Origin of the sequence: Pseudomonas sp. ABC1 (genome assembly GCF_013395055.1) — a bacterium.
Classification (GTDB): domain Bacteria; phylum Pseudomonadota; class Gammaproteobacteria; order Pseudomonadales; family Pseudomonadaceae; genus Stutzerimonas.
In genome coordinates, this window is record NZ_CP058349.1 from 2,159,742 (window position 1) to 2,173,484 (window position 13,743).

The 13,743-nt window shown below is 67.4% G+C and carries 13 protein-coding genes; 4 read left to right on the plus strand and 9 right to left on the minus strand.

Annotated features, from left to right (window positions below):
* The first annotated feature begins 413 nt into the window (after positions 1 to 413).
* The 4 genes from HW090_RS09570 (at position 414) to HW090_RS09585 (ending at position 2,573) form a co-directional block, all read left to right on the plus strand.
* Entirely contained in the window at positions 414 to 908 is a 495-nt protein-coding gene (locus HW090_RS09570) for a copper chaperone PCu(A)C (protein ID WP_179113313.1), read from the plus strand.
* On the plus strand, positions 908 to 1,282 hold the full coding sequence (locus HW090_RS09575; RefSeq protein ID WP_179113314.1) for a DUF2946 family protein: 375 nt from the start codon (positions 908 to 910) through the stop codon (positions 1,280 to 1,282). Before HW090_RS09570 ends, HW090_RS09575 begins: the two co-directional genes overlap by 1 nt.
* Positions 1,283 to 1,351: 69 nt before the next feature.
* On the plus strand, positions 1,352 to 1,888 hold the full coding sequence (locus tag HW090_RS09580) for a putative natural product biosynthesis protein (RefSeq protein ID WP_179113315.1): 537 nt from the start codon (positions 1,352 to 1,354) through the stop codon (positions 1,886 to 1,888).
* A 58-nt stretch (positions 1,889 to 1,946) separates the two neighbouring features.
* Complete coding sequence (locus HW090_RS09585; protein ID WP_179113316.1) at positions 1,947 to 2,573, plus strand: SCO family protein; 627 nt, start codon at positions 1,947 to 1,949, stop codon at positions 2,571 to 2,573.
* Here the strand turns inward: HW090_RS09585 and HW090_RS09590 are convergent.
* The 9 genes from HW090_RS09590 to HW090_RS09630 form a co-directional block, all read right to left on the minus strand.
* Positions 2,567 to 4,693, minus strand: coding sequence for a TonB-dependent siderophore receptor (locus tag HW090_RS09590; protein WP_179113317.1), 2,127 nt, complete (start codon positions 4,691 to 4,693; stop codon positions 2,567 to 2,569). The genes HW090_RS09585 and HW090_RS09590 overlap by 7 nt on opposite strands.
* Positions 4,694 to 5,058: 365 nt before the next feature.
* Positions 5,059 to 6,552 carry a YgcG family protein gene (locus HW090_RS18015; RefSeq protein ID WP_179113318.1) on the minus strand — a complete coding sequence of 498 codons (1,494 nt, stop codon included), beginning with the start codon at positions 6,550 to 6,552 and terminating at the stop codon, positions 5,059 to 5,061.
* A gap of 181 nt (positions 6,553 to 6,733) precedes the next feature.
* On the minus strand, positions 6,734 to 7,888 hold the full coding sequence (gene argE, locus HW090_RS09600; RefSeq protein ID WP_179113319.1) for an acetylornithine deacetylase: 1,155 nt from the start codon (positions 7,886 to 7,888) through the stop codon (positions 6,734 to 6,736).
* A gap of 34 nt (positions 7,889 to 7,922) precedes the next feature.
* The gene (locus HW090_RS09605; protein WP_179113320.1) at positions 7,923 to 8,597 is read right to left on the minus strand and encodes a DUF1028 domain-containing protein; all 675 of its coding nucleotides are present in this window, start codon (positions 8,595 to 8,597) and stop codon (positions 7,923 to 7,925) included.
* Between the two features lie 98 nt (positions 8,598 to 8,695).
* Positions 8,696 to 9,106, minus strand: coding sequence for a RidA family protein (locus HW090_RS09610; protein ID WP_179113321.1), 411 nt, complete (start codon positions 9,104 to 9,106; stop codon positions 8,696 to 8,698).
* Positions 9,106 to 10,443: an NAD(P)/FAD-dependent oxidoreductase gene (locus tag HW090_RS09615; RefSeq protein ID WP_179113322.1), complete on the minus strand. Its 1,338-nt coding sequence runs from the start codon at positions 10,441 to 10,443 to the stop codon at positions 9,106 to 9,108. The genes HW090_RS09610 and HW090_RS09615 overlap by 1 nt, the downstream gene beginning before the upstream one ends.
* A gap of 241 nt (positions 10,444 to 10,684) precedes the next feature.
* Positions 10,685 to 11,590, minus strand: coding sequence for a LysR substrate-binding domain-containing protein (locus HW090_RS09620; RefSeq protein WP_179113323.1), 906 nt, complete (start codon positions 11,588 to 11,590; stop codon positions 10,685 to 10,687).
* Between the two features lie 485 nt (positions 11,591 to 12,075).
* A complete protein-coding gene (locus HW090_RS09625; protein ID WP_179113324.1) occupies positions 12,076 to 13,017 on the minus strand; it encodes a peptidylprolyl isomerase in 942 nt (313 codons plus the stop codon).
* Positions 13,014 to 13,487, minus strand: a complete 474-nt coding sequence (locus tag HW090_RS09630) for a YbjN domain-containing protein (RefSeq protein ID WP_179113325.1) — start codon at positions 13,485 to 13,487, stop codon at positions 13,014 to 13,016. The genes HW090_RS09625 and HW090_RS09630 overlap by 4 nt, the downstream gene beginning before the upstream one ends.
* Between the last annotated feature and the right edge of the window lie 256 nt (positions 13,488 to 13,743).

The window sequence follows — 13,743 nt, forward strand, 5'->3', positions numbered from 1 at the left end:
GGACGCAGGCTATTGCAGCCTGCAAGGCGGCAGTGCCGACGACATGGGCCTGGCCGCGCCGATCCTGAGCAGTGAGAGCTGCGTGCTGAGTTCGTCCTTCAGCGCCATCATCCTGGCCGCATTCTTCGGGTTGTTCGGGCGCCTGGCCGCCGACAGCGCCCGCCCGCTGCCCGCTCCGCCGCACAGGCACCCCGCACGCCACGCGTGGCCCCCGCCAATCCGCGAGCCTCCCCCTTTCTCACGGCCTGAACCGGCGCCCGCTTCTTGCGAGCGAAAGGACCGCAACCTGCCCTGTCGCAAAACAGGGGGACACAGGCAAGGTTCTACTGCCCCACATGCATACCAAACAGGCCCCTGCCAGACGCAGTGCCTGGCTCCGATCACAGTTCCATTCCCACCCAGGAGAGACCTCCATGACATTCAAGAACGCATTGCTCGGCCTCGGTCTTCTGCTACCCGCCCTGCTGGCCCAGGCCCACGAGTACGCTGCCGGCCCATTGCATATCGAGCACCCGTGGTCGCGCGAGATGCCGCCAGTGGCGCCGACCTCGGCAGCCTATTTCGTGGTGCACAACACCGGCAACGAAGCCGACCGCCTGCTCGGCGCCAGCACGCCGCTGGCCGGCAAGGCCGAGCTGCACGAACATGTGCATGCAGATGGCGTGATGAAGATGCAGCACGTGACCGACGTGGCCATCCCCGCCGGGGGCGAGGTGCGCTTCGAGCCCATGGGCTACCACGTGATGCTGTTCAACCTGAAGCGCCAGGCCTCGGCCGGGGAGCGCTTCCCGCTGACCCTGACCTTCGAGAAGGCCGGTGAAGTGCAGGTGGAAGTGGCCGTGCAGAAGGAGGCGCCCAAGCCGTCCGGCGCCGCCGAGAACGGCCATGGCGGGCATCACGCGCACTGATGTCGATGCCCCTGCGCAGACGACGGCTGGGCGCCTGCCTCGGCCTGCTGGCATTCGCCCTGATCGCCCTGGCGCCGCTGGTTTCCCAGTGGCGCGCCGAGCATCAGGACTGGTCATGGCTGGCCGAGCTGGCCTGCCATGACGGCCACGCACAGGCCCCGGCGTCGCCCACGCCCGAGCCCGCGGCAACGCACCTGGATGCCTGCGGCTACTGCTCCCTGCTCGTCCACAGCCCGGCGCTGGGCAACCGCGACTGGAGCGGCTTCGCCCTTGGCGCCGCACCCGCCGCGCCCGTCACCCTGGCGGCCAGGTCCTGCCCGCTGGAGCGGCGCTTCCCCGCCGCACACTCACGCGCGCCCCCTGCCCTCGGTTGATGCCTGCAACCGGAACCACCGACGGTTCCGTTCCGGCCACCTGGCCGACATCACCAGGAGCATGCGCCCATGCGCTCATACCGCCCGAAAGCCGCGCGTATCGCCGGCGAACCACTGTTTCCCGATTACCCGAATAATGCCCGCTCGTTCATCGTGCTCGACGCCGGCCTACTGCCCTACTGGCACATGCTGTTCGACCCCTGCCCCGCATTGCTGAAGCTGGACCCGCCGGAAGGGCTGGCGCTGTTTCGCCGCTTCATGGTCTGGGCCTACCAGCGCCAGCCAGTGCAGGACTGGACCTTCCATATCAGCGTCTGCCGCTGGCTGCTGCAGTCCGAATACGCCCGGCAGGTCGGTGCCGAGCAGATCGAGAGCCTGCTGTGCGCCGCCGCCGCACGCTGGGCCAGCCACGATGGCAGCAGCGCCCAGGGCATCCTGCTGGCCAGCAGCGCCTACCCGATGACGCTGGTGGAGTGGAAGCACGAAGGCGCGGGGCCCGCCGAGGCGATCCAGGTGTTGCCCCCGGCCCGCTTCGATTTCGCCTGGTCGCCGCTCAGTGGCGCGGGGCTGGGCGGCTTCCGCCGCTGGCTGCGCATTCCCGAATGACCGTGCGCCCTTGCCCCTCTCCAGATACAACCCGCGACACCACCCCAGGAGCCATCCCATGCGTTATCTGCGCTATTCGATTCCACTCATGCTGCTGGCGCTGCTGGCCGCACTGCTGCTCAATCTGAGCCAACGCCCCGCCGGGCTCGACCCGCAGGGGGCGCTGGAAGCCGGCATCATCCTGCTGCCGGAAGCCCGCGAGCTGCCACCGGCGGAGCTGACCAGCCTCGATGGCCAGGCGTTCGGACCGGCGTTCTTCTCGGGCAAATGGACGTTGATGCTGTTCGGCTACACCTTCTGCCCGGACATCTGCCCGACCGCGCTCAGCGAGTTGCGCGCGCTCTATACCTGGCTACCACCAGAGGCGCGGGAGCGCCTGCGGGTGGTGATGGTCAGCGTCGATCCGCAGCGCGACAGCGCCGAGCAGCTGCAACGCTATGTCAGCCACTTCCACCGGGATTTCATCGGCCTGCGCGGTGAACTGGAGGTCGTGCAAACTGCCGCCAACACCCTCGGCCTGTCCTTTATTCCCGGCGACACCACGCAGCCGTACTACACGGTCGACCATAGCGGGCACCTGGCGCTGATCGACCCCGAGGGCCGGCAGCGGGGCTTCGTGCGCGGCCCTCTGCGGGTGGAGGCACTGGTCGAGCATCTGCCCGCGCTGCTCGGCCAGGATCAGTAGGACGCGCTGAGGGTCAGGGCGAGGTTGCGCGGCTCGCCGTAGAAGTTGTAGATGTTCGGCGTGCCGACGCTGGCGTAGTACCTGCGGTCCAGCAGGTTGTTGGCGTTCAGGCCGATGCTGTAGTGCTCGTCGATGCGGTAGCCGATCCGGCCATTGAGCACCGCATGACCGCTGTTGGCCACCTCGTCGCGCCAGCCTCGCGAGCTTTGCACCGCGCTGTTGGCCAGTACGCCGAGCCCCAGGCTGAGGCCATCCAGTGCGCCGCCCTGGATGGCGTAGTGGCTCCATAGCTTGAACTGGTGCTTCGGGGTCTGGATCGAGTAGGTCAGGCCTTCGTTGTTGCGGTCCTTCAGGTAGCGGGTGGTCAGGCGCGTGTAGCCGGCCATCAGCTCCAGCCCGGCCAGGGGGCGGCCGACCACTTCGACTTCCCAGCCACGGCTCTGCACCCTGCCGGCATTGAGGTAGAAGCTCTGCGTGGGGTAGTCCGGGTCGGCATAGGCGCGGTTCTTGTCCTGCAGGTCGAACCAGGCCAGCGAGACGGCCAGCCGTTCGTCGAACCAGGCGCTCTTGCCGCCCACCTCGTACTGGCGGCCGATCCGTGGGTCGAGCACGCCGCCATCCGCCTTCGATTGCGTCTGCGGCACGAAGATATCGGTGTAGCTGCCATACAGGGTGATATGCCGGTTCAGCTCATAGAGCAGGCCGCCATAGGGCGTGAACTCGCCGGAGGCCTTGGCGCCCGGCGTCCAGGCCGTGGGCGCGGAGGGGGCAATGTTGCGCCGCTCGTTGCGAAAATCGGTGGTACGACCGCCCAGCACCAGGGTCAGCGGCTCCGCCAGGCTGAAGCGCGCCTGGCTGTAGAAACCATGCTGGGTCGTTTCGTTCTCGCTGCCCGAGGTGTAGGCAATGAATGGCTCCGCCAGCCCCCGCACATCGTCGAACAGTGTCTGGCTGTAGCCTGGCCCGCGCCCGGAGCGGCCTTCGCTGTTGTAGCGCTCGGCATTGGCGCCGAGCGTCAGCTGGTGACTGCGCCCCAGCAGTTCGAATGGTCCGCTGGCATAGAGGTCGAGGCCGTCGCGGCTGTAATCGTAGTCGCCACGGAAACTGGAATAGTCGATCCGCCCTGTCAGCGGGTCGAGCCCCGAGGAGGTGTAGGCGTACTTGTAGTAGAGGTTCTGCACGCGGTGGTTGGCCGCCAGGCGGGCCACCCAGCCATTGCCGAGGCGATGCTCCAGGGCCAGGGCCAGCTCACGGGTGTCGTAGCGCATGCCACCCCAGCCCGGCGCATTGAAGGTGGAACGGGAGACATCCAGCAACGGAAAGTAGCCATCGGCGCCGGCCACCGAAGACGCCGGCAGGCCCGACCAGGGCGCCACGACCTCCTGGTCCTGCTGGCTGTAGGAAAGCGACAGCAGCGTATCGGCGCCCAGGTCGTAGTCCAGCGCGGCCATGCCGAGCCATTTGTCGCTGTCGGTCTGTTCGTAGAAGTAGCGCTGCGCCTGCCCGGCCATCACCAGCCGGCCACGCAGCCGGCCATCCTGGCTCAGCGGGCCGGTGACATCGGCTTCCGCCCGGTAGTTGTCCCAGGAGCCGGCGCTGGTCTTCCAGGACAGGCCGAAGCGCTCCTGCGGTTTCTTCTTCACCAGGTTGACCGAACCACCCGGCTCGCCGACACCGCGCATCAGCCCGGCCGGGCCGCGCAGCACCTCGATGCGCTCGTATAGGGCCAGGTCGAAGTGGTGCGAAGGCGTCATGCCGTTGTAGGAGGGAATGCCGTCGTACATCACCCCCAAGGCATAGCCACGGGCGTAGTACTGGTGGCTCAGGGTGTCGTTGGCGATGACATTGACGCCGGTGACCTGCTGCAGCGCCTGCTCCATGCCGACCATGTTCTGGTCGTCCATCTGCTGGCGCGTCAGCACCGAGATCGACTCGGGGATCTCACGTGGCGTCAGCGCCACCTTGCTGGCGACGCTGGCCTTGCCGGCCTTGTAGCCGCTGTCGCCAGCGTCGCGGACATGGATCTCGGACAGCTCCAGGTCATCGGCCTGCGCGGCCAGGGGAGCGAGCATGGACAGGGTCACGGCCAGGGGCAGCAGTGCACGGGGAGGCAGGAGCATCGTCAGGGTCTCGTCGGGTTGGCCTGGCGCCAGGGAGACCGCGTCACGCCGGCCCCCAGCGCGACGAACGGAATCTAGGCAGGCAGGTGACAGCGCTCAACCGCGACAACCCGCCGCATGAGGCGGCGGCGACCCCATGGCCTGCCCGGTGCATCCAGGGCAGCCGCCAGGCTGCGGCAGGAGGTCGCAGTTGGTCGCCTGCGCCGGGGCTTCCTAGAATCGGTTCACCACGGGCAGGACAGGTTCGCGACTTCCATCCCGGCAACATTCATGGCAATGCCCGTGGGTTCTGGACAACTCCGTTCGAGTGGGTGCCTCGCCCCTTCCGCTTTGTCGGCAAGGGGCTTTTTTCGCAGCGCGGCCCGTCACCAGCGCCCGCCGGCCCCGCCGCCGCCGCTGGAGCCGCCGCCAAAGCCACCCCCTGAACTGCCGCCAGAGCTACCGCCACCCGATGAACCACCCGAGCCGGAGCGGCTTTCGTCCGCCAACTGGGCGAGGGTGACCTGGCCGAAGGATTTGCTGTAGTTGCAGAAGGCGCATGCCTGGATGCGCTCGCCGATACCGCTGCGACTGCGGGTGGCCGCCTTGATGACCTTGACGGTCGGGCGCTGCAAGGTCTGGCCGTTACAACCCGGGCAGGTCGAGTAGCGCCGCGAATGCTCGCCCGCGAAAGCGATCACCTGCTTGCGGCCGGTGGCCTGGTCCAGCCAGATTTCGTAGGAGCGGGCCCCCAGCCGGTCCTCGCGCACCTGCTGCGCCGTCAGGTACGAGCGCAGTTTTTCCGCCTTGGGCGCGGCGCGGTCCAGGCGCACCCAGGTGCCGGGCGCGCTGGGCGGCACCGCGCGGCGACGGGCGTCGCGGCTCTGCCGTACAAGGTCGTAGTAGGCCTTGTAGGCAAGCGGCGCCAGCAGCAGCGGCAGCAGTGTCCACCTGGCGAACGCGACCTGCATGTCGAGGCTGGTCTTGCGGTCCTTGGTGCGGGTCTTGATGAACTGGCGGCAACCATAGAAGTGAAAGAACAGCACCAGGCTGCAGAACACGCCGATAAAGCCCGGCAGGTTGCCGAGCCGGTAGACCCGCTCCAGCGAGTCGAACACGAAGACGAAAACGAACAGGCTGAGGAACAGCAGGAGCAGGAAGGCGAAGCAGGCGTAGGCGAACGGATGCCCGGCATACGACTTCGCCTGGATGCCGCGCTGGCGCAACACCCGGCGACGGGCCAGGCTGATCCAGATAAAGGCGACGGCAAACAACGCGATCACCACCAGGCTCTGTTCCAGAGCCCGACCATGCAGGCTCCAGAACGACGGCTGGTAGGCCTGCAAGTCGCTCAGTTCGAGGCGATGCTCCGGCGACAGGAAGACCGTCTCGACGGCTTTCGCGGTGACCAGCAGTGCCCTGTCGGTGTCGCCGCTCTTCAGGTAAGGCACCAGGAATTGCTCGCCGATCTGCCGCAGCAGGGCGTCGGGGAAAATGCCCTCCACGCCATAGCCGCTGGTGAAACGGTACTCACGCCGGTCCATGGCGAGGAACAGCAGCAGGCCGTTGTCGCTGCCCTGCTTGCCGATGCCCCAGTGCCTGAACAGGTCGAGGGCAAAGTCGAAATCGCTCGCTCCCTGGTAGTCGTCGACCACCACCATGGCGAACTCGCTGCCATTGGCCGCCTCGATCTTCGCCCCGATGGCATTCAGCAGTTCACGGGCGCCCGCGCTGAGATGGCCGTCCGGGTCGCTGACGTACTGGTCATTGCCCTGGAGCCTGGGGTTGGGCACTGCTTCAACGCTGTACCGGGCGCTGGCGTCCAGGCACCAGAAAACGGTAATCAGAAGGGTAAACAGCAGGGTGCGGTGCTTGCTCATACGCGGGGACGGCCATCGTCAGGGTCGCGGCAGTCTATCCATAAATGCCGTCACGCACGACATTCAGCCCCCTCTCCCGCTTGCGGGAGAGGGCTGGGGAGAGGATGACAGACGCAGCGGCACTTTCCCCCCAGCCCTCTCCCCCGGCCCCTCTCCCATGAATGGGAGAGGGGAGACATGCTCAGGCATCCGCCTGCATCCACTCGGCCAGCCGCGCCAGCAGGGCATCGCAGGCCGCCAGTTGCTCCAGGCTGACGAACTCGTCCGGCTTGTGCCCCTGCTCCATGCTGCCGGGGCCGCAGACCACGGTGGCGATACCGGCGGCGTCGAACAGGCCGCCCTCGGTGCCGAAGGCGACGGTGGAGAAATCGTCACGGCCACACAGCAGCGCCAGCAGGCGCGCGGCGTCGCTGCCGGGGTCGGTGAACAGGCCGGGATAGGCGGACAATTCACTGAAGCGGATGTCGCTGGCCGCACTGACGGCGCGCATACGTGGCAGCAGTTCGTCCTCGGCGTAGTCGCGCAGTTCGGCGGCCACCGTCTGCGGATCGTCGCCCGGCAGGGCGCGCATCTCGAAGTCGAAGCGGCATTCGGCGGGGACGATATTCAGCGCGCTGCCGCCCTGGATGACGCCGGTCTGCACGGTGGAGAACGGCGGGTCGAAACGCTCATCCTGGCGCTCTGGCACAGCCAGGCGCTGGCCGATCTCGCCGAGCCGGCCAATCAGCCGCGCCGCGTACTCGATGGCGTTGACGCCTTGCGGCGCATAGGCCGAATGGCAGGCCGCGCCGTGCACCTCGCAGCGCATCGCCAGCTTGCCCTTGTGGCCGAGCACCGGGCGCATGCCGGTGGGCTCGCCGATCAGGCAGATGGCCGGCCACTCGGGGCTGGCGCGCAGGTGTTCGACAAGGCTGCGTACGCCGAGGCAACCGACTTCCTCGTCATAGGAGATGGCGATATGCAGCGGCAGGCGCAGCGGCTTGCGCAGAAACGCCGGCAGGCTGGCCAGCACGCAGGCGATAAAGCCCTTCATGTCCGCCGTGCCGCGCCCGTAGAGACGCCCGTCGCGCTCACTCAGCGCGAAGGGCGGCAGCGTCCAGGCCTGGCCGTCCACCGGCACCACGTCGCTGTGGCCGGACAGCATCACCCCGCCCGGGCCGTCCGGGCCGATGCGTGCGTAGAGGTTGGCCTTGCTGCCGTCCTCGTTGAACAGCAGCTCGCTGGCGATGCCCAGGCCCCCCAGGTAGCCGCGCACATAGTCGATCAGCAGCAGGTTGGAGGCGCGGCTGGTGGTGTCGAAGGCGATCAGGTCGGCGAGCAGGTCGCGGCTGGGCATGGACTGGCAGCTCCCTGGGGCTGTCGGGGTTTCTTCACTCATCGCCCGGTACGCCGTAGCGCGGCGCCTGGGTCGGGTCGAGGGCGCGCACGATGTAGTCGTCCATCTGCGGCTGGTAGGCGCGCCAGAGGGCATCCAGTTCGCCGATGGGATCGGTCTCGGCCCAGTCTATCCGCAGGTCGATGATCGGCCAGACCAGGTCGCCCACCACTTGCAGCGCCGCCGAATGCACCGGCCCGGCCTCGCCGCCCTGCGCCATGGCCGCGTGCATGGCGGCCAGCAGGCGGTCGGCCAGGCAGCCGGGGGCTTGCTCGAAGGCGTCCAGCATGGTGTCGATCACACGGCTGTCGGCCAGCAGATTGCCGGCCGCCACGCACTGCTCGCCGGCGCGGGCGTGGTGCAGGCCGAGGGCTTCGCTGCCGCTGAACAGTGCCGTGTTGCCCTGGCTGTCGAGCACCGCCACCTGGCGGTACTGGCTCCAGCCATTACGCGCCAGGGCGTTGTCCAGTGCTTCGGCGGGTGTCTGGCCGGCGGCGAGCAGGTCGAGGGTCTGCGGGCCGAGCGCCGGCAGCGTGACGTTCTGCGTGGACACCGCACCCACGCCGGCGCGCAACCAAGGGCAGCGGGCGCCCACGGCGATGCTCGACGAGCTGATGGCGATGCCCAGTTGCCCGGTTTCGGCGCAACGGCCGACGATGGAAAAGGTCATGGGCTTTCCTTCAAGTAGGGTGCGCCATGCGCACCCGTGACAGATAAACCAGCGATGGGGTGCGCATGGCGCACCCTACGAAAAGCACTCGACGCGTGTCACTCGGGGATCACCGCGATCACGTCGATTTCCATCAGCCACTGCGGCTGTGCCAGGGCGCTGATCACCAGCCCGGTGGAAATCGGGAAGACGCCCTTCAGCCACTTGCCGACCTCCTGGTACACCGGCTCGCGGTAGCGCGGGTCGATGATGTAGGTGGTGGTCTTGACGATATGGGACAGGTCCGAGCCCGCCTCCTCCAGCAGTTGCTTGACGTTCTTCATCGCCTGCTCGGCCTGGGCGCGCGGATCGCCGAGGCCGACTAGGTTGCCGTCGAAGTCGGTGCCTACCTGGCCGCGCACATAGACCGTGTTGCCGGCGCGCACGGCCTGGCAGAGGTCGTTGTCCAGGGTCTGGTTGGGGTAGGTGACCTTGGTGTTGAACATGCGGATACGGGTATGGGTCGGCATCAGCGGGCTCCCTGGCGAGTGGCGTTCTGTGCGGGTGCTTCGGCCTCGCGCTGCGTGGCGTCGAGGTAGTCGCCGTATTTGCGCTGCGTGGCGATGTGGTCGGCGATGTGCCTGGCGTCGTGCCAGACACCCCAGATAAAGGTGGACCCGCGCCGCGACAGCCACGGCAGGCCGAGGAAGTACACCCCCGGCTCGCTGGACACACCGCGCTGGTGGCTGGGCTTGCCGCAGGCATCCAGGGCGCTCTCGGGCAGCCAGCCGAAGTCCACGGCAAAGCCGGTGGCCCAGATGACAGTGGTGACGCCCGCCTCGGCCAGGTCGAGGTCGAGGATCGGCTGGCGGACGCACTCCGGCTCGGGGAAGGTCCGGCGCGCTTCGGGCTCTTCCGGCAGGTCGAGGCCGTTGCGGGCGATGTAGGCATCGGCGGCGTCCAGCAGCGAGCGGTAGTTCTCGTCGCCCGCCGCCAGGTTGTCGGCCAGGTCCGGCTGGAAGCTCGCCACGCCATCGGCGAAGGCCTTGGTCAGGCCGACCAGAGTGATGCCCTGCTGCGCCAGTTCGCGGAAGTCGATGGTGTTGCCGCCCCGGGCGCCGCTGACGGCGATAGTGACGTGCTCCTTGCCCGGCTGCACGGTTTCCATGTCCCACAGCCCGAGCACACCCAGCCACCAGACGAAATCGCGGTTGCGGTAGCTGCGCGGCGGACGGTCGTGGGGGCCGACCGACAGGTAGACCTTGCGCCCGGCGCGGTTCAGCTCATCGGCGATCTGCACCCCCGAGGAGCCGGCGCCCACCACCAGCACGGCGCCTTCGGGCAACTGCTGCGGGTTGCGGTATTCCACCGAGTGCAGCTGAGTCAGGCGCGCATCCGCCGGGGCGATGGCCGGGATCAGCGGGCGCTGGAACGGGCCGGTGGCCGCCACCACGCGCCGGGCTTCGATCACGCCGTCGGAGGTTTCCACGCGAAAGCCGGGGCGCCCGACATTGCGCTCGACCTTGAGCACTTCGACGCCGGTGCGGATCGGCGCGTTGAATTGCCTGGCATAGGCTTCGAAGTAGTCGGCGATGCGCTCCTTCGAGGCGAAGGCGTCGGGGTCGAGGTCATCGAATTCCAGGCCGGGGAAGCGGTCGTGCCAGGCCGGGCCGTTGGCCACCAGCGAATCCCAGCGCTCGCTGCGCCAGCGCTCGGCAATGCGCTTGCGCTCCAGCACCAGGTGCGGCACGCCGAGTTTGCTCAGGTGTTCGCTCATGGCCACGCCGGCCTGACCGGCGCCGACGACGAGGGTGTCTGTTTCGGTGATGCCTGCGGTCCTGGCCGCGTGCTGCTTGAGATCGTTCATGGCGTGCCTGCTCGAATGATGATGCGTGGCCGCCCTGCTCGATTCGAGACTGCCGGGCGGTGTTGGCCGCATTCTGGGCAGAGCCCGGCATTCGCGAAATTATGTTTTTTGTCGTCGCTGGCAAGGGAAAAGGTGGCTTGGGCAAGCGGCAAGCGGCAAGCGGCAAGCGGCAAGCGGCAAGCGGCAAGCGGCAAGCAAAGCGTTGCGCGGAGCCGCGAAGGTTGCACGCGGCTTGGGGCGGCTACTCCGGCGCCAGGCACTCCTTGCAGTAGTCGACGAACAACTGCGCCGGACGTGTCAGCTGCGCCCGTTGCAACCAGGCCGCGACCAGGCCGGAGCCGGTGACCGCGTCGCTGATCGGCACACAGACCACCTGCTTGCCGTCATAGGTGGTCTGCGCATGCGGGCGGGTCACCAGCACCGAGAAGCCGAACCCCTGGCCGACCATGCCGCGCACCATCTCGATGGACGGCGAGCTGAAGACGATGTTCGGGCTGAGCCCCAGTTCCTCGAAGATGCTGACGAAGTAGGTGCGACTCGGCAGCACCCCGAGCAGGATCATCGGCTCCAGCACCAGCTCGCGCAGCGACACCTGCGCCTGCCGGGCGAAGCGGTGGCCAGCGGGCAGCAGCGCGTAGGGTCGTTGCGCGGGCATCAGCGGCTCACTGGCGATGCTGGCGTCGAGGTCGTGCTTGTAGAGGATCGCCAGGTCGAAGCGCCCGGTAGTCAGCCCCTGCACCAGCTCCTGCTGCTCGCCATCCTGCAGGCGTATCTCCACCCCCGGGTAGCGTTCGTGGAAACCGGCGATCAGCCGTGGCAGGTAGAGCGGCGCCACCGTTTCGAAGCAGCCGATGTCGATCTGCCCGGCCACCACGTCGTTGTCCGCCAGGGCGTTCTGCTCGAACTCGTGGGCAAAACGCAGCAACTCCCGCGCCTTGCGGTAGAAACGCGCCCCACCGGGGGTCAGCGAGACCCCCTGGGCGTGGTGGCGGATGAACAGTTGCACGCCGAAACTTTCCTCCAGCCCCTTCACGGCGGTGGAGATGGACGGCTGGGCGATGTACAGCTTGCGCGATGCCTCGGCAACGCTGCCGCACTCGACGGTGGTGACGAAATACTTGAGCTGACGCAGGGTGTAAGCGGCCACGGGCTACCTCGGGCGATCGTTCCGGCGCTGGCCATGCCCCTGTGCCTGGGGCGGCGAGCGCACATTGCGTGCGGCGGCGCGACCGGTCCTGGGCGCCACCTTGCAGTGACGACCGCTTGCAAGACCCGTACACGACCCGCTGACAACGGTCCGAATTGGTGCCTGGCGGTGGGTATCGAAGCCCTATATGCGTGCATCGATATCCGCACGATAGCGTCTCATTCGCAGACGATAGCAACGATAAAGCCATGTAGGGTGCGCCATGCGCACCAGGCAGCAAACAGGCGGCAAAAACGGTGCGCGCGGCGCACCCTACGCGATGGGAGGGTTTGGACAGGATCGATCAGTGTGGGAGTTTGAATGCCTTGGTCGCCATGATGCCCCTCGATGGTGCACGGCAAGGCGCCATGCGTCGGTGCCTGGTGCACCGACGGGGCGTGCCAACAGCCAGGGCCCGAGCATTCCGGGCCTTGGCTGGGGCTGCATCACTGCGGCGTTTCGAGGAGCTTGCTGAGGGCCGCGCCGTCGATGCTCAGCGTGGCGTTGTTGAGCATGCCATCGACATAGGCCTTGGCCGCCTGCTCCTGACGTTGCGTCCGGAGTATCTGCCGCAGTTGCTCACGCACTTCGTAGAAGCTGGCCTCGCGCGCGGCCTGGGTTTCGGTCAGCTTGACGATATGGAACCCCAGGGGGCTTTGCAGGGGCGCACTCACTTCCCCGACCTTGAGCTTGGGCACTGCGCCGCGAACTTCCGGCAGCAGTTGGGCCAAGGGCTGCAGGCCGATATCGCCACCCTGTGCGGCGCTGCCCGAGTCCTGCGAATAGGTGCGCGCCAGTTCGGCGAAGTCCGCCCCGGCCGCTTGTGCACGCTTGCTCAGGGCCTGGGCCTGCTTGCGTACGCTCTCTTCCGACTCCTTGTCCGGGACGGCCAGGAAGATCTGGCTCAGGCGATAGCCCGCCGGTATCTGCAACGCGGCCTTCTGGCTGTCATAGGCCTGTTGCAGATCATCCTCGCTCGGGTAGTCGTCCGGCACCTGGGAGACATTGTTCAGGTAGCTGCGCAGCACGATCTGCTCGACGGCCGCCTGGGTCTGCGCCTGCACCTCGGGGCGCTGTGACCAGCCTTCGGTCACGGCCTGCTGGTACAGGGCCTTCTCCGCCAGGCGGGCGCGGATCCAGGTTTCCAGCGTCGGCCGGTTGGCACGCAGTTGCTGACGCACCTGCTCCGGCAACTGCGCAAAGAGCACCTCCAGTTCGTGGGTGCTGATCTGCTGGTCGCCCAGGCGGGCCAGGGACGGGGTGTCGTCCTTCACCGCAGGCAGGGTGGCCGCTACCGCCGACACCGGTTCGTGACGCTGGGTCAGGGAAACGGCGGCGGCCAGTACGGCCAGGGCGCCAACGCCAAGCCAGAGTGTCTTGCCCTTCACGCGTCACTTCCTGGCTGGCCCTGGGCCGGCGTGGTCGCTGCGGAAAGGTTGTCGCGGCCATAGTCGCGCAGATAGACGATGAACTCCTGCAGCAGACGGTCCCACAGCAGCAGGCTGCCGGCCAGGTAGCGGGCGCCGACGCCTTCGGCCACGACCACGTCCTTCTCCAGCACGAGGAAGCCGCCCTGCACCGAGAGCCGGGAGAAACGCCGCGAAGCGTTCCACTGGTTGACCAGGTTCTCCGGCAGTTCGCCCTGGATATGCAGCGCGCAACTGAAGGTGAAGTCGAGGTACTGCCCCTCGGTGGCGGCCGGGTTGCCGAAACGCAGGGTATAGCCCACACCCTGGCTGGCGCTGAGCAGTTGTACCGAACCGCCCTGCTCGGCGCGGTTGACGCGGTAGCCGGACTCTTGCAAGAGGTTGGTCAGCGAGTCGGCGCTGACGCTTTCGATCAGGGTAGGTGCGTTCATCTGGGTCCTTGCTTGCAGTGTACAAAAGTGAAAGTGGGTGGCTGCTGCGCGGCAGTATGCACTGACCGCAGCAGACGCGGCATATCGCCGGTGAGCGGCCTTGAGGATACGCCGGCGAGGTCAACGGCAGGTGCCTATTTCAGACGATCTCGGCGGTTCAGTCGACCAGTCCAAATGGACTATGGAATGTGTACTGGCACTTTGCATACCCTGCACGCTGGAAGAAGCATTTGTGGCGGTAATCCACCCCGTAGCC

Coding starts and splice junctions, on each gene's coding strand:
- HW090_RS09575 (WP_179113314.1), top strand. CDS start 908: ATGTCGATGCCCCTGCGCAGACGACGGCTGGGCGCCTGCCTCGGCCTG.
- HW090_RS09580 (WP_179113315.1), top strand. CDS start 1,352: ATGCGCTCATACCGCCCGAAAGCCGCGCGTATCGCCGGCGAACCACTG.
- argE (WP_179113319.1), bottom strand. CDS start 7,888: ATGCCCAGCCGCGACCTGCTCGCCGACCTGATCGCCTTCGACACCACC.
- HW090_RS09590 (WP_179113317.1), bottom strand. CDS start 4,693: ATGCTCCTGCCTCCCCGTGCACTGCTGCCCCTGGCCGTGACCCTGTCC.
- HW090_RS09570 (WP_179113313.1), top strand. CDS start 414: ATGACATTCAAGAACGCATTGCTCGGCCTCGGTCTTCTGCTACCCGCC.
- HW090_RS09630 (WP_179113325.1), bottom strand. CDS start 13,487: ATGAACGCACCTACCCTGATCGAAAGCGTCAGCGCCGACTCGCTGACC.
- HW090_RS09615 (WP_179113322.1), bottom strand. CDS start 10,443: ATGAACGATCTCAAGCAGCACGCGGCCAGGACCGCAGGCATCACCGAA.
- HW090_RS09605 (WP_179113320.1), bottom strand. CDS start 8,597: ATGACCTTTTCCATCGTCGGCCGTTGCGCCGAAACCGGGCAACTGGGC.
- HW090_RS09610 (WP_179113321.1), bottom strand. CDS start 9,106: ATGCCGACCCATACCCGTATCCGCATGTTCAACACCAAGGTCACCTAC.
- HW090_RS09585 (WP_179113316.1), top strand. CDS start 1,947: ATGCGTTATCTGCGCTATTCGATTCCACTCATGCTGCTGGCGCTGCTG.
- HW090_RS18015 (WP_179113318.1), bottom strand. CDS start 6,552: ATGAGCAAGCACCGCACCCTGCTGTTTACCCTTCTGATTACCGTTTTC.